Source organism: Streptacidiphilus carbonis, from assembly GCF_000787775.1.
In the GTDB taxonomy this organism is placed as follows: domain Bacteria; phylum Actinomycetota; class Actinomycetes; order Streptomycetales; family Streptomycetaceae; genus Streptacidiphilus; species Streptacidiphilus carbonis.
The window spans coordinates 1-23,349 of the sequence record NZ_BBPM01000027.1; the positions used below are offsets into that span (position 1 = coordinate 1).

Here is a 23,349-nt window from a genome sequence, read left to right on the forward strand (position 1 = left end):
CCGCTGGAGCGGGGGGCATCGGTGCGCGGGGCGGCGGGGGGCGCGTAGTCGCCGTAGGCGGAGTCGGTGTAGGCGGAGTCGGTGTAGCCGGGTTCGGCGTAGGAGCTGTCGGCGTATCCGGCGGCAGGGCCGGGGTAGGCGCGCTCGGTGTAGCCCTCGGTGTAGCCGGTCTCCGCATAGGAGGGGTCGGCGTAGCCGCTCTGTCGGTAGTAGCCGTCCTGAGGGTCGTACCCGTCATAGCTGACGCCGTATCCGCTGTCACTGTCCGTGCCTGGCGCGGCTCCGGCGGAGCCGCGCTGGTTCGGATCGGAGGCAGAGCGGGCGTAACTCGACATGGACGTTTGTTCCTCGCAGGATCGGGGGCGCATACGGGTGGGGGCCCTGAGGGGCGGCCTCGGCGTTCGGCTTCTGGTCGCTCCTTGTGACGTCTGTCGGCCGCACCTGCCTGCGCAACCGCCTCCTGCGTCACGGTACCCCCATCGAGTGAGGTGTCACAGGAGCCACAGCGTCGTTGTCACGAGGCCCTCACACATTCGGCGTCCGGGGTCGCCCCCGGGAAATCGGGGCACCCGCAGTCCCGCCCTGCCCTTTGCCAGCACCTGACGCCGAATCATCAGCGCCGGGACGCCGTGAAGACGGGCGCGGCGATCGGTGCCGGGTCCGTGGCGTCGGCGGCGTCGCCTGTGGGCAAGCTCACATGCAACGCCATGCCGACGTTCAGCGTCGCCGGGTCGCAGCCGACCACCGCGGTCATCATCCGGGGCCCCTCGGCGAGGTCCACAACGGCGGCGACGTAGGGCAGCCGGTCCCGGAACGGAGGCAGGTCGTTGACGTGCACCACGGACCAGGTGTAGAGGACGGCGTCACCGGAGGCCTGCTCCCACTCGACGTCCTCACTCCAGCAGTAGGGGCAGAACTCGCGGGGGTAGTGGTGCGCCCGGCCGCAGGCCCCGCAGCGGCGCAGCAGCAGCCGTCCCTGTGCGGCCGCCTCCCAGTAGGGGCGGGTGAAGGCGTCGGGTTCGGGCCGGTCGGCCAGCGCATCTGACATATCGTCAGTTCAGCGTATGCGGTGAGCTGGGCGCAAGAGCCGCGGTCCGCACCGACCCCTTCCAGCAAGCGTTTCCTGCCAGTAATCTGATGGAACGTCAGATATAGGGAACGGAGGCACCGCCATGCTGGACCCGGACGACGAGACCGATGTCGGCGGACGCCCGGTGCGGTCACGCCCGGTCGATCTCGACGCCTTCTTCCGCCCGTCGAGCGTGGCGGTGATCGGCGCCTCGGACACGCCGGGGCGCCCCAACACCGGCATCACCCGCCAGCTGCGCGGCTGGGCCGAACGGGTCGGGGCGCGGATGTACCCGGTCAACCCGGGCCGGTCCGAGGTGGACGGGCAGCCCTGCTACCCGGACCTGGCCGCGGTGTCCGCCGCCGGTGGGGAGCCGGTCGACCTGGCGGTGATCCTGCTCGCCGACCCCGAGCCGGTGGTGGCCCAGCTGATCGACGCCAAGGTGAAGTTCGCGGTGGCCTTCGCCTCCGGCTTCGCCGAGACCGGCGCCGAGGGCGCCGAGGCGCAGCGGCGGCTGGCCCGGCTGATCGCCGAGGCCCCGACCGGGCTGCGGCTGCTCGGCCCCAACACCAACCTCAACGCGTTCGAGCGCTTCCGCGAGGACCTGAGCGGACCGGCCATCGCGCTGATCACCCAGAGCGGCCACCAGGGCCGCCCGCTGTTCTCACTGCAGAGCCTGGGCATCCGGCTCAGCCACTGGGCCCCCACCGGCAACGAGGCGGACCTGGAGGTCGCCGACTTCGTCCGCTGGTTCGCCGACCAGCCCGAGGTCGGCGCCATCGCCGCCTACATAGAGGGACTCAAGGACGGCCGCAGCTTCCTGCTGGCCGCCGACCACGCCGCCCGGCGCGGCGTCCCGGTGGTAGCCGTCAAGGTCGGCCGGACCCGGGAGGGCGCCCGGATGGCCGCCTCCCACACCGGCAAGCTCACCGGCGCGGACGACGTGGTGGACGCGGCCTTCCGGCAGTTCGGGGTGATCCGGGTGGACGGCCTGGACGAGCTCCAGGACACCGCCGCGCTGCTGGCCCGGGCCAGGCCGCCGCAGGCGGAGGGGGTCGCTGTCTACTCCATCTCCGGCGGCACCGGCGCCCACCTCGCCGACCTGGCCTCGATGGCCGGGCTGACGATGCCCCAGCTGGCCCAGCAGAAGCAGGACGAGCTGCACCAGTGGATCCCGGAGTACCTCAGCGTCGCCAACCCGGTCGACAACGGCGGCCACCCGGTCGGCGACTGGCGCGGACGGAGGATCCTGGACGCGATCCTGGCCGACCCGTCGGTGGGCGTGCTGATCTGCCCGATCACCGGGCCGTTCCCGCCGATGAGCGACAAGCTGGCGCAGGACCTGGTGGAGGTCGCCGAGACCACGGACAAGCTGGTGTGCGTGGTCTGGGGCTCGCCGGACGGCACCGAGGCCGCGTACCGGGAGACCCTGCTCGGCTCCTCGCGGGTGGCCACCTTCCGTACCTTCGGCAACTGCGTGCGGGCCGTCGCCGCCTATCTGGAGCACCACCGCTTCACGGCCGGCTACCGCAGCCCGTTCGAGCACGCGCCGCGGACTGCCTGCGCCGGCAAGGTCAAGGCGCAGCGGGTGCTCCGGCCCGGGCAGCAGCTCAGCGAGGTCGCCGCGAAGCAGCTGCTGCGCTCCTACGGCCTGCGGGTGCCCCGGGAGCAGCTGGTGACCAGCGCCGCGGGCGCGGTGCGGGCGGCGGGGGTGGTCGGCTACCCGGTGGTGCTGAAGGGTTCGGCCCCCGAGGTGGCCCACAAGACCGAACTCGGGCTGGTGCACGTCGGTCTGACCTCGGCCAGCCAGGTGCGCGAGGCGTTCCGGGAGCTCACCGACAACGCCCGGGCCGCCGGGATCCCCCGCCTGGAGGGGGTGCTGGTGTGCCAGATGGTGGAGGCCGGGGTGGAGATGGTCATCGGCGTCACCCAGGACCCCGGCTTCGGACCGACGGTGACCGTCGGCATGGGCGGCGTGCTGGTGGAGGTGCTGGCGGACACGGCCGTGATGGTGCCGCCGTTCGACTGCCTGGACGTCCGGGCCGCGCTGGACCGGCTGCGCTGCCGACCGCTGCTGGACGGGGTGCGCGGCGGTCCGCCGATGGATGTGGACGCGCTGGTGGAGGCGGCCATGCGGGTGCAGCGGATGGCCGTCGAGCTGGACGGCGAGCTGGCCGAGCTGGACATCAACCCGCTGATGGTGCTGGAGCGCGGCAAGGGCGTGGTGGCGCTGGACGCGCTGGCGGTGTGCCGGTGAGCGGGAGTGCGAGCCGGTCGGAGGGCGGGCCAATGCTGGTGGACCGGGCGGGCGGGGTGCTGTGGCTGACGCTGCATCGGCCGCAGGCGCTGAACGCGGTCACCGCCGAGCTGCGGGAGCTGCTGATCGCCGAGCTGACCGGCGCCTCGGCCGACCCGTCCGTGCGCGCGGTGGTGCTGACCGGCTCGGGGCGGGGCTTCTGCTCCGGCGCGGACCTGCGGTCGGGCGCCCCCGGGGCGGGACCACCGATCGCCGGTGATGTCGAGCGGATGCTGCGGAACGGCGTCCAGCGCATGATCGCGGCGGTACTGGACTGCGAGAAGCCGGTGCTGGCGGCGGTGAACGGCACGGCGGCGGGGGTAGGTGTGCACCTGGCGCTGGCCTGCGACCTGGTGCTGGCGAGTGATCAGGCGAGCTTTGTGGCGGCCTTCGCACGGCGCGGGCTGGTCCCGGACGGCGGCGGGGCCTATCTGCTGCCGCGGCTGGTCGGGCCGCAGCGGGCCAAGGAGCTGCTCTTCTTCGGCGACAAGCTGTCGGCCGCGGACGCGGAGCGAATGGGGCTGGTCAACCTGGTCGTCCCGGGCGAGGAGCTGGAGAAGACGGCCCGGGAGTGGGCGGAACGGCTGGCAGCCGGTCCGACCCGGGCCCTGGCGATGACCAAGCGCCTGGTGAACGCGTCACTGGAGTCGGACCGGGCCACCGCGTTCGCGGCGGAGGCGACGGCGCAGGAGGTCAATATGACCACGGCGGACGCGCCCGAGGGGGTACGGGCCTTCGTCGAACGGCGGCCACCGCGGTTCGAGGGGCGCTGAACTTCGAGGGGCGATGAACTCTTCGAGGGCTGAACGGGGCGGCGGCGGGGGCGGTGGGCAGAGGCGGGGGCCGGCTTCCAGGACCTCGACCGCGCCGAGGTAACCGCCGGCCTCCTCCAGCACCAGCTCGGGCTCGCGGCGCAGAAAGGACATTCCGGTGCCGGAGTGCAGCCGCGCCGTGTGCCCGGTCAGCTCCAGTTCGAGCGGTGTCGCCTGCCAGCCGTGGCCCAGGTCGGTGGCCGAGTCCACCTTCAGCACCAGCTGCGGCTGGGCGTCGCGGCCCGACTCCCACAGCCCGGCGACGGACACCGCGCCGCCGCGGGTGAGGGTGAACACCCCGTCAGGCTCGATCCGGAGCACGCTGCCCCCGCCGTCCCAGACCCCGGGCACGGCGGCAGCGACGAGGTCTGCGGTCGGTCCGGGCCGGCGGCCCCAGAGCACCCAGGCCCCGGCGACCATGGGGATGGCAGCCAACTCGATGCCGCTGGTCATGCCCCAGACCATGCCCAGTCCGCCGAGAGTGCCGCCCTGGAACTCGAACCGGACGTCGACGTACGAGGCCAGCAGGAGCAGCAGGGCACCCAGCAGAACGGGGAAGCGGCCGCGCAGCAGCCGGCGGCTCACCGTGCGGGTCAGCGCCAGCAGGGCCATGATGACGACCAGCTCGACGGCGGCGTGCAGAAGCTGGTTCAGCAGCAGAGCCCAGTCGGTCCCCGTCGAACCGTCCGTGTTCACCGGCGAACGGGAGAACACTCCGCTTACGTACAGCACCTCGAAGTTGAGCAGCGCCAGAATCCCGGCCACCGCGCCCAGCGCCTGTATCCACCGCTTGGCCTGCTGGTTCATCCTTGTCCCCTCACCCGGTCCTCCCAGAACCGAGGGACCAGACTACGCAGCGCCTGATCATCGGCGTCAAGGGTCGAAGGAGGCCCTTCTCATCTGACGATCCGTCAGGTTCAATGGAGACCTGACACCGTCAAGGACGAGACCACTGCGAGGAAGCGATGGGCCACGAGGGCATGGCGGTCGCCGCCGTCCGGTACCTCCGCGCGGCGGCCGCGCGGCCGGCCGAGGCGGAGCCGGAGCCCGCACCCGAGCCGCCCGAGCTGCCGCAGCTGCGCGCCGTGGGGCCGGACGAGCGGCTGCCCGGAGCGGTCGACGACCCGATGCTGATGCGCTCCGTGCTGGGCCGCTTCTGCACCGGCGTCACCGTGATCAGCGCCCTGGCGCCGGACGGCACCCCGGCCGGCTTCGCCTGCCAGTCCTTCTCCTCGCTGTCCCTGGACCCCCCGCTGGTGAGCTTCAACGTCGCCCGGACCTCGGCCTCCTGGCCCAGGATCGCCCACGCCGGACGGTTCTGCGTCAGCGTCCTCGCCGCCGACCAGGGCCCGCTCTGCCGCACCTTCGCGGTCAGCAGCGCCTCCGGCGCGGACAAGTTCGCCGGTGTGGAGTGGAGCCCCTCCCCCGGCACCGGCTCGCCGCGCGTCGCCCACGCGCTGGCCTGGATCGACTGCACCATCCACGCCGTCCACATCGGCGGCGACCACCTGATCGTCCTCGGCCGGGTCTGCGACCTGGAGGTGGGCCCGAGCGACGCCGGGCCGCTGCTGTTCTACCGCGGCGGGTTCGGCGAACTCACGCAGTGACCGGGACGCCTGTCGCCGTCGCGAGCGGCGGCTGCGGCTTGGCCCGCAGCAGCAGGGCGCAGCTGGCTGCGATCACGCACAGCGCTCCGGCGCCGTACCAGGCCGCGTCGTAGCTGCCGAGCTGGTCCCGGACCAGGCCGGCGCCGAAGGCGACCAGGGCCGCGCCGACCTGGTGGCCGCAGAACACCCAGCCGAAGACGATCGGGGCGTCCTCGCCGAACCACTCCCGGCACAGCGCGATGGTCGGCGGCACCGTCGCGACCCAGTCCAGTCCGTAGAAGACGATGAAGACCACCATGCTGGGGTGCACGGTGCGGGCGAACAGCGCGGGCAGGAACAGCAGCGAGGCGCCGCGCAGCAGGTAGTAGACGCCGAGCAGTTTGCGCGAGTCCAACCGGTCCGTCAGCCAGCCCGAGAAGACGGTGCCGACCACGTCGAACACCCCGACCAGGGCGAGCAGGCTCGCGGCGGTGGTCTCCACCATCCCGTGGTCGCCTGCGGCCGGGATGAAATGCGTGCCCACCAGGCCGTTGGTGGTCGCTCCGCAGATCGCGAAGGATCCCGCCAGCAGCCAGAACGGCCTGGTCCGGGCCGCCTGTCGGAGCAGCCGCAGTGCCCGCAGGCCCTTGGGCTCCTCGGCCGGGGATGCTGTCGCCGCCGTCTCCGCTGCGGCTGCGGCCTCCTCGGTCTGTCCGTACGGCAGCAGGCCCAGGTCGGCGGGGCGCTCGCGGAGCAGCATCAGCACGATCGGGACCACCGCGAGCGAGCAGCAGCCGACCACCAGTGAGGCGCTGCGCCAGCCGTAGGCGCTGATCAGCCAGGCCAGGATGGGCAGGAACACCAGGTTCCCGGCGGCGCTGGCGGCGGTCAGCACACCGGTGACCAGTCCGCGCCGGGCCAGGAACCAGCGGCCGGTGATGGTCGCGGTGAAGGCCAGCGCCATGGATCCGCTTCCGATTCCGACCAGGACACCCCAGCACAGCATCATCTGCCACGGCGCGTCCATGTAGACGGTGGCTCCGGCCCCGACAGCCATCATCGTCAGCGCGACTGCGGCCACCCGGCGGATGCCGAAGCGGTCCATCAGCGCGGCGGCGAAGGGCGCGGTCAGGCCGTTGAGGATCATGTTGACCGAGACGGCGGCCGAGATGACGCCGTGCGACCAGCCGAACTCCGTGTTCAGCGGCTCCATGAGCAGCGCCGGCGTGGACCGGAACCCGGCCGCGCCGAGCAGGACGAGGAGACAGACCCCGGCGACGATCCACGCGTAGTGCAGGCGCGGGGCACGGGGCGCGTCGGCGGGTCGGATGGCGGCGGGAGCTGTCTGCTGATCGGTCACCCCTGGATTCTGGCCAGCGGGCCGCAGCCGCAGCGAGTGGCCGGAAGGACAGCTTGCGCAAGGATCGGGCCAGGCGCAGGATGGGCCCATGCCCCGACCACCGCACCGCGTAGCCGTGCTCGCCCTCCCCGGGGTGATCGCCTTCGAGCTGGCGACGCCCTCCCGCATCCTGGAGTCCGCGCACGCGGTCGGCGACCCGCCGCTGTACGAGGTGGGCACCTGCACGGTTGACGGGAAACCGGTCCGGACCAGCACCGACTTCGGCATCACCGTCGAGCACGGCCCGGAACTGCTGGCCACCGCCGACACGGTGGTCATCCCGGCCACCAAGGGCACCAGCGTGATCGAGAGCGAGGGACGCCTTCCGCAGGAGGTCACCGACGCGCTGGCGCTGATCCGCCCCGGCACCCGGCTGGTCTCCATCTGCACCGGCGCCTTCGTCCTGGCCGCGGCCGGCCTGCTGGACGGCCGGCCCGCGACGACGCACTGGATGCACACCGCGGACTTCCGCCGACTGTTCCCGAAGGTCCGGCTCAACCCCGATGTGCTGTACGTGGACGACGGCGACGTGCTGACGTCGGGCGGGGTTGCCGCAGGAGTGGACCTCTGCATGCACCTGGTACGGCGCGACCACGGGTCGGCCGTCGCCAACCGGGTGGCCCGCCGCTGCATCGTCCCGCCGTGGCGGGAGGGCGGCCAGGCCCAGTACGTGGACCTGCCGGTCCCGGAGGAAGGCACCGAAGGGACAGCGGCGGCACGGGCCTGGGCGCTGGAACGGCTGGGCGAACCGCTGGCGCTGCGCGACCTGGCGGAACGCTCGGGTATGAGCGTCCGAACGTTCACCCGCCGCTTCCGGGAGGAGACGGGGGTGAGCCCAGGGCAGTGGCTGATCCGTCAGCGGGCGGCGCGGGCCCGGGAGTTGCTGGAGGGGAGCGAGATGACCGTGGACCGGATCGCACGCGAGGTGGGATTCGGCACGGCGGCCTCCATGCGGGCGCATGTCCGCGACGTGCTGGGGGTCGCACCGAGTGCGTACCGGCGCACGTTCCGAGCGGTCTCGGTGGACTGACCTCTGGCGGCGGGGCGGGGGCCTGGGGACGGTCCGGGAGCCGTGGGCGGCAGCGGTACTGCGGAAATTGCGCGCGGCGGAGCGGCAACCGGGGTACGCGATGCGGCCGAGCCCCCGCCCGTCGCCCGTCGGCCGACGCTCCGACGCTCCGACGCTCCGACGCTCCGACGAGCGTTCGCTCCCGCTGACTGCACATCACCTCCGTGGGGCCACGCCGGTCCATCCCGGGCCGGGTGCAGGGTGGGGCGGAGCGTGCGGCCGCGGCGCGGCGCAGCGGCAGGCCTGGGCAGGGCACCGCGGGGCGCGGCGCCGGGCAACGCGTGCCCCGCGGTGCCATGCCCGCGCCTCCGCTCCCCCGCTTGTTGCTGCTTTGCGGCGGAGCCGCGAGACGGCCGGCCACGTCGCGTAACGGCGAAGGCCGGCCCCACCGGGCCGGGCGCCCATGAAGCCGCTCAAAGGCGGGTAGTCAGACGGTGAGTGATTACCGCTCAGAAGGTGAGTACCGCGCGGGCCACCTTTCCGCCGTGCGTGGCCTCTGCGGCGGCGTCGAACTCGTCCACCGGGAAGACCTGGGTGACCAGTTCGTCCAGGAGCAGCCGCCCGTCGCTGTAGAGGGAGGCGTAGAGCGCGATGTCGACCTGGGGGCGGGACGACCCGTAGCGGCAGCCGAGGATGGACTTGTCCAGGAACATCTCGGCGGGACGGAAGGACGCCTCCGCCTCGGGTCGGGTCATGCCGAGCAGTACCGCCTGGCCGTGGCGGTTGAGCATGTCCACGGCCTGGCGGACCAGAGCCACAGCCCCGACGCACTCGAAGGCGTGGTCGACCCCCTCCGGGAGCAGTGTCTTGACCGCCTCGACCGAGTCGGTGACGGACCGGGCGTCGATGAAGTCCGTTGCTCCGAAGGTGCGGGCGGCAGGCTGCTTCTCGGCGACCGCGTCCACCGCGATGATCCGGGAGGCGCCCGCGAGCCTCGCACCCTGGATGACGTTGAGGCCGATCCCGCCGCAGCCGATGACCGCGACGGTGTCGCCGATCCCGACCTTGGCCCGGTTCAGCGCCGCGCCCACCCCGGTGAGGACCCCGCAGCCGATGAGCGCGGCGGAGGTGAAGGGGATATCCGGGTCGATCCGCACCACCTGGACCGCCTTGACCACGGTGCGTTCGGCGAAGACCGAGGTGGAGGCGAAGTTGTAGAGGGGGGTGCCGGGTTCGGACTGCCGGGTGAAGGGTTTCCCGGGGAAGCCGATGGCCTTGCGGCACATCGTCGGCCGTCCCCGGCCGCACTCCGCGCAGGTCCCGCAGTTGGCGAGGGTGGACAACGCGACATGGTCGCCCGGCTGGACATGGGTGACGCCGGGGCCGACGGCCTCGACCGTGCCGGCGCCCTCGTGGCCGAGGACGACCGGGACCGGGAAGGGAATGGTGCCGTCGATCACGGACAGGTCGCTGTGGCAGAGCCCGGCCGCGGCGATCCGGACCAGCACCTCGCCGAGGCCGGGGTCACGGACCTCCAGGTCGTCCACCACCTGGGCCGCCTTGCCGTCGAAGATGACGCCCTTCATATGACTGCCCTTCAGTTGAGGTGTTACGACTGCCAGATGACGGACTGGAGTTCGCTGTAGGCCTGCAAGCCGTAGGAGCCGCCGTCGCGGCCGATCCCGCTCTGCTTGAAGCCGCCGAAGGGAGCCTCCATGTTGCGCTGGGCGGTGTTGATGCCGACGTGGCCGGTGCGCAGTCGGGCCGCGAGGGCGTAGGCGCGGGCGGTGTCGGCGGAGAAGACGTAGTCGTACAGGCCGAACTCGGTGGAGTTGGCGATGGCGATCGCCTCCTCGTCGTCCCGGAACGGGATCACCACCACAACCGGGCCGAAGACCTCCTCGCGGGCGATGGTCATGGCCGGGGTGACGTCGGCGAGCAGGGTCGGTGCGACGTAGAAGCCGGTGTCCGGGAAGGCGGGGAAGCCGTCCGTGTGCTCCTTGCGGGTGCCGCCGCAGACCAGTCGGGCGCCTTCCGTGAGCGCCCCGGCGATGTAGCCCTCGACGCGGTCCCGGTGCAGCGCGGTGATGACCGGGCCGACCGCGGTGTCCGGCGACAGCGGGTCGCCGACCCTGAGTGCGGCGGCGTAGGCGGCGAGGCCGCCGACCACCTCGTCGTGGCGGGACTCGTGCACCAGTACCCGGGTGGGCGCGGTGCAGATCTGGCCGGAGTGGAAGGACCAGGCGGAGCCGATCGCGGAGACGGCGGCGCGCAGGTCGGCGTCGTCCAGGACGATGCCGGCGCCCTTGCCGCCGAGCTCCAGCAGCAGCCGCTTCATGGTGAACCCGCCGTCCGCGGCGATCCGGCGGCCGACGGAGGTGGACCCGGTGAAGCTGATCATGTCGACGTCCGGGGAAGCGACCAGCGCGGCGCCGGTGCCCGGCCCCGAGCCGGTGACCACGTTGAAGATCCCGGCTGGTGCTCCGGCCTCCTCGAACACCTCGCCCAGCTTGAGGCAGCCCAGCGGGTCCTGCGGGGCGGGCTTGGCGACGACCGTGTTGCCGGCCGCGAGCGCGGGGGCGAGCTTTCCGGCCAGATTGACGATGGGGAAGTTGTAGGAGGTGATGCAGCCGACCACGCCCACCGCGCGCCGCGCCGCGACCGCGCTGGTCAGACCACCTGCCGCCAGCGGCGTGGCGGCGACCGGCTGCGGGACCAGGGCGCTGGTGCTGGGTTCCAGCGCCCCACGGGCATAGCGGCGGAAGCGCTCGGCCGCGACCGGGACCTGCATCGCCGAGGCGACCCTGATGGTGGCTCCGGTCTCGGCCTGCAGCAGTGGTACGAAGTCGTCGCTACGGGCCAGCAGCACGTCGGCGATGCGGTCCAGGAGCGCCGCGCGCGTGGCGGGGGTGGTCCTGGACCAGGTGTCGAACGCCTCCCTGGCGGCGGCGACGGCCTCCGCCACATCGGCGGCCGACGCCTCCGGAGCCAGGCCGACGACCTTCTCGGTGGACGGGTCGACCACCGGGTAGCTGCCGTCCCCGCCCTCGCGCCAGACGCCGTTGACGAACAGTCGGGCCGGTGAGGGGTCAGCGGCAGGAGACGGAGCCGGGGTCCGGGCCGGAGCAGGGGTCGGGGCCGCGTCGGATGCGTCGGGTTTACCGGCTGCGGCGGATCTGTCGGCGGGGGTCATGGGGCGGTCCTGCTTTCTCGGGGCAGGCCGAGGACGCGCTCGGCGATGAGATTGCGCTGGATCTGGTCGCTGCCGCCGTAGACGGTGTCGGCGCGGGAGAAGAGCATGCGGTGCTGGCTCTGCGTCAGCCGGTACTCGGCGGGGTCGTGCGGGCCGCGGCCGAGTGCCGCTGAGGCCCCCTGCACCTGGAGTGACAGTTCGCCGAGCCGCTGGTGCCAACCTCCCCAGACCAGCTTGGCCACAGCGGCGGTGCCGGGTTCGGCCGTGCCCAGGGTGCGCAAGGCGTTGCAGCGCATGACATGGAGCTCGGCCCACTGGCGGGTGAGCCGCTCTCGCAGTACCGGGTCGTTGAGCGCACCCGAGGCTCTGGCAGTGGAGACCACCTCGTCCAGCTCCCTGACGTAGCCGATCTGGCGGGCCAGCATGCCGACGCCGCGCTCGAACGACAGCAGGTCCATGGCGACCCGCCAGCCGTCGCCGGGCTTGCCGAGGACATGCTCCGCGGCGGCCTCGGCTCGGTCGAAGAAGACCTCGCTGAACTCGGAGTCCCCGTCGAGCTGCCGGATCGGCCGGACCTCGATCCGTCCGGGCTGGTCCATCGGCACCAGCAGCAGGCTGAGCCCGTGGTGGCGCTGCGAGCCGGGTTCGGTGCGGGCCAGCACGAAGCACCACTCGGCCCACTGGGAGAGGGAGGTCCAGGTCTTCTGCCCGGTGACGCGCCAACTGCCGTCAGCATGGCGGGATCCGGTGGTGCGGACGGCGGCCAGGTCGGAGCCTGCGCCGGGTTCGCTGTAGCCCTGGCACCAGATCTCCTCACCGCTTGCGATCCGCGGCAGAAAGCGCTTGCGCTGATCGGGGGTGCCGTGCCGGAGCAGGGTGGGGGCGAGCAGGTGCTCGCCCACGATGCCGAGCGGGGCCGGGCCGGCCGCGCGGGCGTACTCCTCGGCCCAGACCACCTGGCGGGAGAGGGGGGTCTCGGCGCTGCCGTCCTGGGACCCGACGGACCGGGTTCGGGGCCAGCCGAGGCCGATCCAGCCGCCGCGGCCGAGCTCGCGCTCCCAGGCCCGGCGGCGGTCGGGGTCGAGGCCGTGGGCGGAAATGGCGGTGGCGGTTGCGGTGGCGGTACCGCCGTTGGTACCGGGGCTGGTACCGGCGCTGGTGCGCAGATCGGCGAAGGGGCCGTCGCCGTCGAGCCGTTGGGCGAGCCAGTTGCGTGCGCGGGCGCGGAAGGCCTCGTCGTCGGGGCTGAAGGAGAAGTCCATGGCGGGTACCGGCCGCGCTCAGGCGTTGGGGCGCTGGTTGGCGGCGGCGGCCCTGGCCATGGCCTCCAGGTGGGCCAGCATCGGCATCGGGTCGGTGCCGACCGTCCCGGGGAGCACCTCGGCGATGCGCTGCGGCGTCCAGGAGATCCCGTCGTGGTCCGTCGCCTCCGCATGCACCGAGCGGAGCTCGCGCGGCTGGGCCCAGACGGCGATCTTGGGTCCGGCGACGGTGTAGACCTGTCCGGTGACGTCGGCGGCCTGGTCGGACAGCAGATAGACGACCAGGGCGGCGACGTCCTCCGGCTCGCCGATCTCCTTGAGCTCCATCGGGACGTTGGCCGACATCCGGGTCCTGGCCACCGGGGCGACGCAGTTGGCGGTGACGCCGTACTTGTTCAGGCCGAGCGCGGCGCTGCGGACCAAAGAGATGATGCCGCCCTTGGCCGCGCTGTAGTTGGCCTGGCTGACGCTGCCGGTGTGGTTGCCGCTGGTGAACCCGATGAGCCGGCCCCCGCCCTGACGGCGCATCAGCTCGGAGGCGGCCCGGAACACGGTGAAGGTGCCCTTGAGGTGGGTGGCCAGGACCAGGTCCCACTCCTCCTCGGACATGTTGAAGAGCATCCGCTCGCGCAGGATCCCGGCGACGCACACGGCTCCGTCCAGCCGGCCCCAGGTGTCCACGGCGGTGCTGACGACGCGCTGCCCGCCGGCCATGGTGGAGACGTCGTCGGCGACGGCGACGGCTTCTCCCCCGGCGGACTGGATCTCCTTCACCACGGCGTCCGCGACCTCGCTGGTCGGGTCGCCGCCCCCGATGCCGACCCCGTAGTCGTTGACCACGACCTTGGCGCCCTCTGCCGCGCAGGCCAGGGCGACCGCACGTCCGATGCCGCGCCCGGCGCCGGTAACCGCCACCACCATGCCGTGCAGGAACTCGCCCACGTCGCAGCCCTCCTCTAGAATCTGACGGACCGTTAGATTCTAGGTACGGGATCGAGCCGCGCAACAGTCCTGACAGGCCGTCAGAATCGGCAGCACCGGAACCACCATGGCAAGGGGAGGCCGCACATGCCCGCACTCACCGACTTCGACGCGTTCCGCGACATCGCCAAGCGCGTCAACAACTGGGGGCGCTGGGGCGCCGAGGACGAGATCGGCACCCTCAACCTGATCACGCCCGAGACGGTCAGGGCCGCCGCGGCGACGGTCCACACCGGGCGCCGGATCTCGCTGGCACTGCCGTTGCAGCAGTACGGGGTGCAGACCGGGATGATCCAGGGACGGGTCAACCCGCTGCACACCATGGTCGCGCTGAACTGGGAGATGTTCGAGCCCGGCGCCGTCGCCACCAGCGACGACGTGGTGACCATGGGCCTGCAGGCGGGCACCCACTGGGACGGCCTGGGGCATGTCAGCCACGGTGGCCGGATCTACAACAACCGTCCGGCCGGCACCATCACGGCCCAGGAGGGGGCCGCCTACAGCGGCGTGGAGAAGGCCCCGCCGATGGTCGGACGCGGCGTGCTGCTGGACGTCGCCCTGGCCCGGGGGGTGGACCGGCTGCCCGGCGGCCACGCGGTCACCCCCGAGGATCTGGCGGCCGCCGAGGAGTTGGCGCGGACGACCGTGCGGGCCGGGGACATCGTGCTGGTGCGCACCGGGCAGATCCAGCTCTACCTGGGCGGCGACCGGGACGCGTACGCCTTCCCCTCCCCCGGGCTGTCACTGCGCACCCCCGAGTGGTTCCACGCGAGGGATGTGGCCGCGGTCGCCAATGACACCCTGACCTTCGAGATCTTCCCGCCCGAGGTCGACGGGCTCTATCTGCCGGTCCATGCGCTGGATCTGGTGGAGATGGGGATGATGCAGGGTCAGAACTGGAACCTGGAGCAACTGGCGGCCGAGTGCGCCGAAGACGGTGTGTACGAGTTCCTCCTCGCGGCGCCACCGGAGCCGTTCACCGGCGCGGTCGGTGCGCCTGTCGCACCGGTGGCCGTTCGCTAGCCCTCGCCGCCCCTGCCGGGTCGCGCAGGCAGCTGATCGGTTCAACCGACAAGCAGAGCAACGGGGATGAGTGCGGCTGCACGGGGCCGGCGGTCCAGACCGCCGGCCCCGTCGGCCGTTGCTGGATCCGATGGCAACGACGAACGGGTGGCGAGACGCCGTACTCGTCTCGAGCACGGTACGGAGTCTCGCCACCCAGCCTCGACGCATGGGCCCTGACCAGCGCCGGCACAATCCGCACTCGCCAAGGACAGCCGGATGCGACCACTGCCGCCCGGGCCCTCGACGTCCCCTCGCAACGAATTGCTCAACCCAAGAGTGATCAGGCGAATACGTCACGTCAATGGGTTGTCCGCAATTCGGATTGGTTGCGTACGCTTTCGGACGACTGATCGACTGCCGCTTTCGGCACTTCACGCCCCTTGCGCGCCCCCTGGGTTTACCCTGCACACCCCGCTCGCACGCCTCAGCGAGCGCCCTCGCGCGCCGCGAAGCGCTCCCCCATCAGCCCCTGGGATCGCACATCCGGATGGAGTCCGTCCGAAAGGCCGCCTGCCGCGGCGTCCTGAGCACTGAAGAGTTCGCGGCCATCGACCCAGGTCAGAGCCCTGTCGCCGCGCCTTTGCAGAAGGGTCACGACTTCCTCGAAAATGCTCCTCATCTGGCGCAGCGTCAGATCCCCCTCGACCTCCACCCCGCTGCCGTCCGGGTTCCGGCGGCAGGCGACCACGGAGTCCTCGCGCTCGCCGCCGTGGACCGGGCCGAGAACGGTGATCGGGACATGGGACTGGAGTGACCGGATTGTGGCCAGGAATCCATGGAGGGAGGGAGCCAGTGTTCGCTCGCGAAGAGCCGCCGTGTTGTGGATGTTTATCCCGATTTCCATGGTGATATGGTCAGTTGCCCGCTCGCCGATCATCCGGGCCACCAGCGGATCGAGCAGGCAGGCTCCGCCGAAGCCCAGGTTGGTGACGTTCCGTCCGAGCAGCCGGGCCGCGACGGCCGGCCAGGTGGCGGCGGGTGAGGCGGGTGGGACGGCGAAGCCGTGGGTGATGCTGCTGCCGTAGACCGTCCACCTGGGTCGCCGGTCCGGCGGTGCCGGGAGCAGTGCGGCTCCGTCGAGCGCGTGCAGTCCGCGGACCCGGACCGGGGCCAGGGTCGGCAGCCAGAGCTCCAGCAGCTTCTCCCCCGGCGGCAGGTCCTCGAAGACGGCGCCGGGTCCGGACTGCCCGAGGTCGGCCTGCCGCCACAGGCCGGTGGCGGGGGCGGCGGGGCCGGTGGGGACAGCGGGGGTGGCGTCGTTGTGGTCGTCGCCGTCGAACAGCAGGTCGCAGACGCCGGGAAAGCCAGGGCCGCCGTCCAGCCGTACCGCCCCGGCGTCCAGTCGGAGGCCGCGTGCGGCGGTCCGCACCCTGATCCGCGCGCCGCAGGCGCTCATCGCCGGCAGCACCAGGGCGGGGTGGTGCAGTTCCAGATCCGCGACCGGCAGCCGCCACGGCATGAACCACGATCCGTCGGGCGCGTGCTCCAGGTCGATGACCCCTTCCAGGGCCGCGGCCACCCGGGGCGCGGCCCAGGAGGACGACGCAGGTGCCGCGTCGCTGGCCACTCCTGACCGCCCCCGATCCGGTGGTCGTCCGGCTGCATCCGTCTGTGAGTCCGGGTATCGATCTCGCTAGCGACTGTTCGGGGCTAACCGACCAGCAGTTGTTGCAGGGTCAGCATCGCCTCGGCATCGAGCACCGGTGGGCCGCTCTCCCTGGGTTCCCGCTCGATCTCGCACCACACCCGCTTGCCCTGGCCGTCCGGGAACCAGCCCCAACGGTCGCAGAGGTTCTCCACCAGTTCCAGACCGCGTCCGTTGGTCGCCTCGCCCGGCGCGTGTCTCGGCCGGGGCGGCCGCTCGCTGGCATCGGCGACCTCGACCCGCACCGGGCGCCGGTCCGCGTCGTCCCCGCCGACCGGGAACTGAAGGCACAGCACCGCCGGATTCCCGGTGTGCACCACGGCGTTGGTGACCAGCTCGGACACCACCAGCACCAACGTCTCCGCCAGCGCCGCATCCGGATCGAACCCGCATCCGGACAGCCGTGACCTGGTCCACCTGCGAGCCCGTCCGACCTCGGCCGGATCCGCCTCGACGGCGATCTGCACCTGAAGCACCTGCACCGCTCACACCACCCGTACTAGCGGGATCAGTCGCGCCCCTGGAACCGTCCGGCTCCCCGGGCGGCGCACCGCTGCGCATCTGATCCAGGATGATTTGCCCGCACCGTTTCCAGCAAGCGCTTCGGGCATATTCCAACATGGGGACGGTGCCGCAGTGCATACTGCCCCTGCTGGTCTCCAACCCTCGACATTCCGGGCGCGCGGGACGTGGCAAGACCGCCCCGCAGGTCCAGCACACCGATCCGTCCGCACACTCCGGAGCGTAACCGAAGCGCGGCCCATTCCTGGGAGACCGGCGGGCATCCGTCGAGATACCACCCTTCCTACATGTGTCCGACGCCCGCGGCCGACAGCTCGGCAGCCAGCAGTTCCGAGCTCTCCACCGCCCCGGCGAAGGAACCCTCGTACACCCAGGCCCGCTTCAGCAGCAGATGGACGTCCGCCTCCCAGGTGAAGCCCATCCCGCCGTGCACCTGCAGACAGTCACGGGCGCCGCGGACCGCCGCCTCGTCGGCGAGCAGCTTCGCCCCCGCGATCTCGACGGCCAACTCCCCCGCAGGCGCACCGGCGTCCGCGCACACAGCGGCCGCCCTGACCGCCGCCCTGGCCGGCTCGGTCCGCGCCAGCATGTCGGCGCAGAGGTGCTGCACCGCCTGGAACGCACCGATCGGTCGGCCGAACTGCTGGCGCTGCGCGGCGTAGCCGACGGCGGTGGCGACGGCCCGGCTCGCGAGGCCCACCTGCAGCGCGGCGGTCAGCAGCGTCCCCTCGGCCCAGAGCCGCCGGGCGTCCACGCCGGGCAGCGGTTCCGCTGGCAGGAACGGTTCTTCGAGCTCCCACACCGGCGACATCGGGTCCACACCGCGCCTGCCGGTCGACCGCAGCCGGGCCGGTTCCACCTGCCGGACCTCGCCGTTGACGGTGTCGAGCAGCAACAGGGCGTTCAGCGCGGGCAATCGCTCGACCAGCAGCGGGCCGCGTGCGGCGGGCTCGGTACGCAGCAGCGCGGCGGCGCCGTGCGCCGGGAGCCCGGCGTGCACCGTGGCGAGCTCGGTGGCCACCAACGGGCCCGGCACCAACGCCCGTCCGACTTCCTCGAATGCCAGCACCGCCTCGGCCAGCCCGAGGCCGAGACCGGGTTCCGAAGGATCGCGCCGGTCCGGCCGCTCCGGCTTGCGCAGCGAGAACAACCCGGCGTCGGTCAGCTCGGGCCACAGGGGGAGCCGGTCGGCCTCCGCGGTGACGGCGTTCCGTAGCTGCGCCGGCCCGAAGCGTCCTTCCAGCAGCTCGCGCAGTCCCTGCTGCAGGGCGACCTGGTCGTCCGTCAGCTGGAAGTCCATCAGGCCCTCCCCGGCTTGGGCAGCCCGAGTACCCGCTGGGCCACGATGTTCCGCTGGATCTGCGACGTGCCCGCGGCGATGGTGTAGGAGAGGCCCTGGAGACGCTGCGCGGTCCAGTCGCCGCCCTGGGCCTCCCCGTCCGCCAGTACCAGGGAGCCCGTGCCCAGCACCGCCGCCGCGAGGTCGTAGAGCTCCTGCCTGGCCTCGGAGAAGCGCAGCTTGAAGACGGACGCCCCGGGCCCGGGCACCCCGCCGGCCTGCGCTTCCGAGACATTCCACTGCACCAGCCGCCACAGCGCGCCGAACCGCGCCGCCAGCAGGCCGAGCGAGCGCCGCAGCGCCTGGTCCCCCCAGGCGCCGTTGCGCCGGGCCAGCCCGGCCAGTTCCACCAGGGCCCGGCGGCAGGCCACCACCTCGCCGGCGAAGGCGGTGCCGCGTTCGAACGACAGGGTCACCATGGTCACCCGCCAGCCGTCGTTCTCCGCACCGACCCGGTTCGCCACCGGCACCCGTACCTCGTCGAGGAACAGCTCGGCGAACTCCGCCGTCCCGGCCAGGGTCCGCAGCGGACGGACCGTCACCCCCGGCGCGTCCATCGGCAGCACCAGCCAGCTGATGCCGCGGTGCCTGGGCGCGGTGGCGTCGGTGCGGACCAGCAGTTCGCACCAGTCCGCCACTTCGGCGTGCGAGGTCCACAGCTTGCTGCCCGTGACCACGTAGTCGTCGCCGTCGCGGACGGCCCGGGTCCGCAGTGCCGCCAGGTCGGAGCCGGCGCCGGGCTCGCTGAAGCCCTGGCACCACACCTCCGCCCCGCTGAGGATCCCGGGCAGCCAGCGCCGGCGCTGCTCGGGCGTCCCCTCGGCGGCGACGGTCGGCCCGGCGTGCAGCAGCCCGACGAAGTTCGCCCCCACGTACGGGGCCCCGGCCCGCTCGGTCTCCTCCAGGAAGATCAGGTACTCGGCCGGGGTGGCCCCCTGTCCGCCCGCCCGTCGCCCCGCCACCACCCCTGTCCGAGACGCTTCGCGCCACACCTCCTCTGTTTCGCGCGGCCAGTGCACCCCGGCGTACCCGGCGTCGTACAACCGGCGCTGCCAGCCGGTGTCATAGGACCGCCGTCCCGGCCAGTCCCCGGGGTCGGGCGGCGGGGGCAGGTCGGGCAGCACCTTCCCGAGCCAGTCCCGCAGCCCGCGGCGGAACGCCGCCTCGGCAGGGGTGTCCCGGAGGTCCATCACGCCGCCCCGCCTGCTCCGTCCAGGCCCAGCCCGAGCATCCGGATCGCGTTCCCGCGCATGACCTTGTAGACCACGTCCTTCGGCAGCCCGCGCACATGGTCCAGGGCGACCGCCGCCGTGTCCGGCCAGGTGGAGTCGACATGCGGGTAGTCGGTCTCGAAGGTGACGTTGTCGACGCCGACCGTGTCCAGCGAGGCGATGCCGTGCTTGTCGCGGAAGAAGCAGGCGTAGATCTGGCGGTAGTAGTACGTGGACGGGGGCTCCGGGATCAGGTCGCGCACGCCGCCCCAGGCGCGGTGTTCGCGCCAGACGTCGTCGGCGCGTTCCAGCGCGTAGGGGATCCAGCCCATCTGGCCCTCGCTGTAGGCGAGTTTCAGCGCGGGGAAGCGGACCAGCACGCCCGAGAAGAGGTAGTCGGCCATCGAGGCCATGGCGTTGTTGAAACTCAGCGTGGCCTGGACGGCCGGCGGGGCGTCCGGGGAGGCGGCGGGCATCTGCGAGGAGGAGCCGATGTGCATGCAGACGACCGTGCCGGTGGCCTCGCACTCGGCAAAGAAGGGGTCCCAGTAGCCGGAGTGGATCGAGGGCAGGCCCAGGTAGGTGGGGATCTCGCTGAAGCAGACGGCCCGTACGCCGCGCGCGGCGTTGCGGCGGATCTCGGCGACGGCCAGCCGGACGTCCCAGAGCGGGATCAGGCAGAGCGGGATCAGCCTGCCGCCGCTGTCCCCGCACCACTCGTCCACCATCCAGTCGTTGTAGGCCCGGACGCAGGCCAGCGCCACCTCCTTGTCGTGCGCCTCGGCGAAGGTCTGGCCGCAGAAGCGCGGGAAGGTGGGGAAGCAGAGCGAGGCCTCGACATGGTTGTTCTCCATGTCGTCGATCCGGGCCTTGGGGTCCCAGCAGCCCCGGCGCATCTCCTCGCGGGTGATGCCCTCCAGGGTCATCTCGTCGCGGTCGAAGCCCACGGCGGCGATGTTCCGCTTGTACGGGAACTGCAGGTCCTCGTAGACCCACCAGTCCGTCGGCGGGCCCTCCGGGTCCATGGTGATCCGGTACTTGCCGCCCACGTAGGCGAGTTCGCCGATCCCGGCGCGCAGCGGCTGCGGGCCCCGCTCCCGGTACCTGGCGGGCAGCCAGGTCTCGAAGAGGTTCGCGGGCTCGATGACATGGTCGTCGACGCTCACCACCCTCGGCAGATCGTCGACGGTCGTCACGACGTCAAGTCCCGGCTGCGGCTCGGGGTGGTCCATGGGTCTCCCTCCGAGGTCCGGCTGCCGGACCCTTTACCTGACGCTCCGTCAGATTCAGACTAGTGAGCCAGGGTTCGGGCGGCAAGCGCCCGGAGGAGTGAGAGGGACGGGCCGTCATGGCGGATACCGGAGAGCGCGCCGGGCGCTTGGAGCGGCTGCTGGACCCGAGCTCCTCCGCGCTGGTGACCTGCGAGTGCCAGAACGGGGTGCTGGGCCCCCAGGCGGTGTTCCCCGACCTCGCGGCGGCGGCCGGGAAGGCCGGACTGGTCGGACGGGTCCGCGAACTGGTGACGGCCGCCCGCGCGGCCGGCGTGCCGGTGCTGCACTGCACGGCGGTGCGGCGGCCGGACGGGCTCGGGGCGAACGGCAACGCCCGGCTGTTCGCGGCGGCGGCGCGGGTGGCGGCGCAGCCGGGGGCCGCGCTCACACCGGGGAGCGAGGCGGCGGCGCTGCACCCCGGGATCGGGGCGGACCCCGACCGGGACCTGGTGGTCCCCCGGCTGCACGGGCTGGGGCCGTTCCAGGACACCGGGCTGGCCTCGATCCTGCGCAACCTGGGCGCCAGGACGCTGGTCTGCGTCGGGGTGTCGGTGAACGTCGCGCTGCTGGAGCTGACGTTCGGCGCGGTGGACGCGGGGTTCCAGGTCGTGCTGGCGCGCGACGCGGTGGCCGGAACGCCGCCCGAGTACGCCGAGGCGGTGCTGGCGAACACGCTGGCGCTGGTCGCGAGCGTCACCGACACCGCGACCGTCGCGGACCGGTGGTCGGCGGCCGGTGATCCGGCCGGTCGCGGCCGGGGTATTGAGGGGGCGACCCGGCGCGGTTAGCCTCAACGCATCTGACGGCCGATCAGGTGCGAGCTGCTCGGGTTTGCCGAGCCCTGTCTGCTGCCGGCCCCCTGGGCCGCCTAACACCTTACGGAGGGCCGCATGACCAGCAGCGTCGCCGACGCCCGGACGCTCTGGGACCTGCTGGAGCGCCGGGTCGCCGAGACCCCTGACGCGCCCATGCTGATCCAGGAGATCGACGCGCGGGCCGGGACCGACCGGGTGCTCACCTTCCGCGAGGTCCGCGACCGGGCCCTGCGGATCGCCGCCGGACTGCACGCCGAGTACGGCGTCGGCGCCGACACCCCCGTCGCCTGGCAGCTGCCGACCCGGGTCGAGACGGTACTGGTCTCGCTGGCGCTGGCCCGGCTCGGCGCGGTGCAGACCCCGATCATCGCCATCTACCGGGGCGCCGAGGTCGCGCAGATCCTCCAGGAGGCCCGCCCCGAGCTCTATCTCACGCCTGGCAGTTGGCGCGGCTTCGACTACACGGCCTTCGCCGAGAAGACCGGCAGCACGCTCCCTCGTCCCCCGCGTGTGGTGACCGCCTACGACGAGGCCGACCTCCCGCTCGGCGACCCGGCCACGCTGCCGGGCCCGCCCAGGACCGACCTCTCCGACCGGCGCGCGCCGATCCGCTGGATCTACTACACCTCCGGCATCACCTCCGCTCCCAAGGGCGCCAAGCACACCGACCGCACCCTGATCGCGGGCGGCTCCGGACTGGCCGACGCCCTCGCCATGAGCCCAGCCGACGTGGGTTCGATCGCCTTCCCCTATGCCCACATCGGCGGCCCGGACTATCTGGTGACCATGCTGGTGCACGGCTTCCCGGCACTGCTGGTCGAGGTCTTCGCGCTGCCGGAGGCGCTGCCCGCGTACCGGCGCAACAGGGTCACCATGGCCGGCGGCAGCACCGCCTTCTACGCCGCCTTCCTCGCCGAGCAGCGCAGACTGCCGCCCGGCGAGCGGCTGCTGGCCGACCTGCGGATCATCTCCGGCGGCGGCGCCCCGCGCCCGCCGGAGATGTACCGGGAGGTGCTGGAGGAGCTGGGCTGCGTGCTGGCCCACGGCTACGGGATGACCGAGGTCCCGGCGATCTGCATGGGCTCCCCCACCGACACCGCCGAGCAGCTCGCCAACACCGAGGGGCATCCGGTCACCGGCTGCGAGGTCCGCGTGGTCCGCGGGGACGGGGACGAGGCCGCGATCGGCGAGGACGGCGAGGTCTGGCTGCGCGGGCCGATGGTCTGCCGCGGCTACACCGATCCGGCCCTCACCGAGGAGTCGTTCACCGTGGTCGACTCCGCCGGACCCTGGCTGCGAACCGGTGATCTCGGTCACGTCCGGGACGACGGGCACCTCGTGCTCACCGGCCGGCTCAAGGACATCATCATCCGCAAGGGCGAGAACATCTCGGCCAAGGAGATCGAGGACCTGCTCTACCAGGACCCGCGGGTCGGCGCCGTCGCGGTGATCGGGCTGCCCGACCCGGTCCGCGGCGAGCGGGTCTGCGCGGTGGTCGAGCGCCGGCCCGGAGTGCGCCCGCCGACGCTGGCCGAGGTCGCCGAACGGCTGCGCGCGGCAGGGCTGATGGCGCAGAAGATCCCGGAGCAGCTGGAGGTGGTGGACGCGCTCCCGCTCAACGAGACGCTGCGGAAGGTGCTGAAGCACCAGTTGCGCGACCTGTTCGCGGCCCTGCCCTGGCAGGACCCCGCAGCGCCGGCGACCCCGCCGGTTGTCAGGGACGAAGCTCATCCGGGGGTATGAGGCTCCCAGCGAACGCCCAGGTAGGCTCGCAGTAAGCCCGCCCTCCGGAATCGCCAAGCGGCTGCGAAGAAGACCACTGCGAGCAACCAGACTGCCTTGCGCTGCGTCCTCACCTGCGGATTCCGTCCAGC

At 72.4% G+C, this 23,349-nt stretch carries 18 protein-coding genes and 1 pseudogene; 7 read left to right on the forward strand and 12 right to left on the reverse strand.

The genetic code is table 11. The annotated features are described in order from the left end of the window. Positions 1-335, reverse strand: a pseudogene (locus TR46_RS42475) (hypothetical protein); the annotation flags it as partial. 278 nt (positions 336-613) lie between these two features. Beyond that, on the reverse strand, positions 614-1,048 hold the full coding sequence (locus TR46_RS21310) for a Zn-ribbon domain-containing OB-fold protein (protein WP_042403692.1): 435 nt from the start codon (positions 1,046-1,048) through the stop codon (positions 614-616). 124 nt (positions 1,049-1,172) lie between these two features. Between TR46_RS21310 and TR46_RS21315 the strand changes: the two genes are divergently transcribed. The 3 genes from TR46_RS21315 to TR46_RS21325 all read left to right on the forward strand — a co-directional run bounded on the left by TR46_RS21315 (position 1,173) and on the right by TR46_RS21325 (position 5,784). Further along, complete coding sequence (locus TR46_RS21315; protein WP_084718799.1) at positions 1,173-3,326, forward strand: acetate--CoA ligase family protein; 2,154 nt, start codon at positions 1,173-1,175, stop codon at positions 3,324-3,326. A gap of 32 nt (positions 3,327-3,358) precedes the next feature. Next, the gene (locus TR46_RS21320) at positions 3,359-4,138 is read left to right on the forward strand and encodes an enoyl-CoA hydratase/isomerase family protein (RefSeq protein WP_042403696.1); all 780 of its coding nucleotides are present in this window, start codon (positions 3,359-3,361) and stop codon (positions 4,136-4,138) included. Positions 4,139-5,142: 1,004 nt separating this feature from the next. Then, positions 5,143-5,784, forward strand: a complete 642-nt coding sequence (locus TR46_RS21325; RefSeq protein ID WP_042403697.1) for a flavin reductase family protein — start codon at positions 5,143-5,145, stop codon at positions 5,782-5,784. Here TR46_RS21325 and TR46_RS21330 read toward each other — a convergent pair. Continuing rightward, positions 5,774-7,213, reverse strand: coding sequence for an MFS transporter (locus TR46_RS21330; protein ID WP_084718800.1), 1,440 nt, complete (start codon positions 7,211-7,213; stop codon positions 5,774-5,776). The two genes, TR46_RS21325 and TR46_RS21330, sit on opposite strands and share 11 nt — an antisense overlap. Here TR46_RS21330 and TR46_RS21335 point away from each other — a divergent pair. Next, positions 7,212-8,192, forward strand: coding sequence for a GlxA family transcriptional regulator (locus TR46_RS21335; protein WP_042403701.1), 981 nt, complete (start codon positions 7,212-7,214; stop codon positions 8,190-8,192). The genes TR46_RS21330 and TR46_RS21335 overlap by 2 nt on opposite strands. Before the next feature lie 488 nt (positions 8,193-8,680). Here the strand turns inward: TR46_RS21335 and TR46_RS21340 are convergent, their stop codons facing one another. The 4 genes from TR46_RS21340 to TR46_RS21355 are packed head-to-tail and all read right to left on the reverse strand — an operon-like array spanning position 8,681 to position 13,568. After that, positions 8,681-9,757 (reverse strand): Zn-dependent alcohol dehydrogenase, encoded by a 1,077-nt coding sequence (locus TR46_RS21340; protein ID WP_042403703.1) that lies wholly within the window; start codon positions 9,755-9,757, stop codon positions 8,681-8,683. 23 nt (positions 9,758-9,780) lie between these two features. Then, positions 9,781-11,364: an aldehyde dehydrogenase family protein gene (locus tag TR46_RS21345; RefSeq protein WP_084718801.1), complete on the reverse strand. Its 1,584-nt coding sequence runs from the start codon at positions 11,362-11,364 to the stop codon at positions 9,781-9,783. Beyond that, positions 11,361-12,626, reverse strand: coding sequence for an acyl-CoA dehydrogenase family protein (locus TR46_RS21350; protein ID WP_042403705.1), 1,266 nt, complete (start codon positions 12,624-12,626; stop codon positions 11,361-11,363). Before TR46_RS21350 ends, TR46_RS21345 begins: the two co-directional genes overlap by 4 nt. 18 nt (positions 12,627-12,644) lie before the next feature. Then, positions 12,645-13,568 carry an SDR family oxidoreductase gene (locus TR46_RS21355; RefSeq protein WP_042403707.1) on the reverse strand — a complete coding sequence of 308 codons (924 nt, stop codon included), beginning with the start codon at positions 13,566-13,568 and terminating at the stop codon, positions 12,645-12,647. A 126-nt stretch (positions 13,569-13,694) separates the two neighbouring features. On the opposite strand from TR46_RS21355, the gene TR46_RS21360 reads away from it, so the two are divergent. Then, complete coding sequence (locus tag TR46_RS21360) at positions 13,695-14,630, forward strand: cyclase family protein (RefSeq protein WP_042403709.1); 936 nt, start codon at positions 13,695-13,697, stop codon at positions 14,628-14,630. A 466-nt stretch (positions 14,631-15,096) separates the two neighbouring features. Here TR46_RS21360 and TR46_RS21365 read toward each other — a convergent pair whose 3' ends face one another. The 5 genes from TR46_RS21365 to TR46_RS21385 form a co-directional block, all read right to left on the reverse strand. Then, complete coding sequence (locus TR46_RS21365) at positions 15,097-16,239, reverse strand: GDSL-type esterase/lipase family protein (RefSeq protein WP_052432978.1); 1,143 nt, start codon at positions 16,237-16,239, stop codon at positions 15,097-15,099. Between the two features lie 83 nt (positions 16,240-16,322). After that, the gene (locus TR46_RS21370) at positions 16,323-16,799 is read right to left on the reverse strand and encodes an ATP-binding protein (RefSeq protein WP_042403711.1); all 477 of its coding nucleotides are present in this window, start codon (positions 16,797-16,799) and stop codon (positions 16,323-16,325) included. Between the two features lie 323 nt (positions 16,800-17,122). Next, entirely contained in the window at positions 17,123-18,139 is a 1,017-nt protein-coding gene (locus TR46_RS21375; protein WP_042403714.1) for an acyl-CoA dehydrogenase family protein, read from the reverse strand. Continuing rightward, positions 18,139-19,368, reverse strand: a complete 1,230-nt coding sequence (locus tag TR46_RS21380) for an acyl-CoA dehydrogenase family protein (RefSeq protein ID WP_042403715.1) — start codon at positions 19,366-19,368, stop codon at positions 18,139-18,141. Before TR46_RS21380 ends, TR46_RS21375 begins: the two co-directional genes overlap by 1 nt. Further along, the gene (locus TR46_RS21385) at positions 19,368-20,621 is read right to left on the reverse strand and encodes an amidohydrolase family protein (RefSeq protein WP_042403717.1); all 1,254 of its coding nucleotides are present in this window, start codon (positions 20,619-20,621) and stop codon (positions 19,368-19,370) included. Before TR46_RS21385 ends, TR46_RS21380 begins: the two co-directional genes overlap by 1 nt. A gap of 116 nt (positions 20,622-20,737) precedes the next feature. On the opposite strand from TR46_RS21385, the gene TR46_RS21390 reads away from it, so the two are divergent. Continuing rightward, entirely contained in the window at positions 20,738-21,448 is a 711-nt protein-coding gene (locus tag TR46_RS21390) for a cysteine hydrolase family protein (protein WP_042403719.1), read from the forward strand. 102 nt (positions 21,449-21,550) lie between these two features. Continuing rightward, positions 21,551-23,218: a class I adenylate-forming enzyme family protein gene (locus tag TR46_RS21395; RefSeq protein ID WP_042403721.1), complete on the forward strand. Its 1,668-nt coding sequence runs from the start codon at positions 21,551-21,553 to the stop codon at positions 23,216-23,218. Positions 23,219-23,349: the final 131 nt, after the last annotated feature.

Excerpts from the sequence above, each read along its gene's own strand:
- TR46_RS21310 (WP_042403692.1), bottom strand. The coding sequence starts at position 1,048 with ATGTCAGATGCGCTGGCCGACCGGCCCGAACCCGACGCCTTCACCCGC.
- TR46_RS21315 (WP_084718799.1), top strand. The coding sequence starts at position 1,173 with ATGCTGGACCCGGACGACGAGACCGATGTCGGCGGACGCCCGGTGCGG.
- TR46_RS21320 (WP_042403696.1), top strand. The coding sequence starts at position 3,359 with ATGCTGGTGGACCGGGCGGGCGGGGTGCTGTGGCTGACGCTGCATCGG.
- TR46_RS21325 (WP_042403697.1), top strand. The coding sequence starts at position 5,143 with ATGGGCCACGAGGGCATGGCGGTCGCCGCCGTCCGGTACCTCCGCGCG.
- TR46_RS21335 (WP_042403701.1), top strand. The coding sequence starts at position 7,212 with ATGCCCCGACCACCGCACCGCGTAGCCGTGCTCGCCCTCCCCGGGGTG.
- TR46_RS21330 (WP_084718800.1), bottom strand. The coding sequence starts at position 7,213 with ATGGGCCCATCCTGCGCCTGGCCCGATCCTTGCGCAAGCTGTCCTTCC.
- TR46_RS21340 (WP_042403703.1), bottom strand. The coding sequence starts at position 9,757 with ATGAAGGGCGTCATCTTCGACGGCAAGGCGGCCCAGGTGGTGGACGAC.
- TR46_RS21345 (WP_084718801.1), bottom strand. The coding sequence starts at position 11,364 with ATGACCCCCGCCGACAGATCCGCCGCAGCCGGTAAACCCGACGCATCC.
- TR46_RS21350 (WP_042403705.1), bottom strand. The coding sequence starts at position 12,626 with ATGGACTTCTCCTTCAGCCCCGACGACGAGGCCTTCCGCGCCCGCGCA.
- TR46_RS21360 (WP_042403709.1), top strand. The coding sequence starts at position 13,695 with ATGCCCGCACTCACCGACTTCGACGCGTTCCGCGACATCGCCAAGCGC.
- TR46_RS21375 (WP_042403714.1), bottom strand. The coding sequence starts at position 18,139 with ATGGACTTCCAGCTGACGGACGACCAGGTCGCCCTGCAGCAGGGACTG.
- TR46_RS21380 (WP_042403715.1), bottom strand. The coding sequence starts at position 19,368 with ATGGACCTCCGGGACACCCCTGCCGAGGCGGCGTTCCGCCGCGGGCTG.
- TR46_RS21385 (WP_042403717.1), bottom strand. The coding sequence starts at position 20,621 with ATGGACCACCCCGAGCCGCAGCCGGGACTTGACGTCGTGACGACCGTC.
- TR46_RS21390 (WP_042403719.1), top strand. The coding sequence starts at position 20,738 with ATGGCGGATACCGGAGAGCGCGCCGGGCGCTTGGAGCGGCTGCTGGAC.
- TR46_RS21395 (WP_042403721.1), top strand. The coding sequence starts at position 21,551 with ATGACCAGCAGCGTCGCCGACGCCCGGACGCTCTGGGACCTGCTGGAG.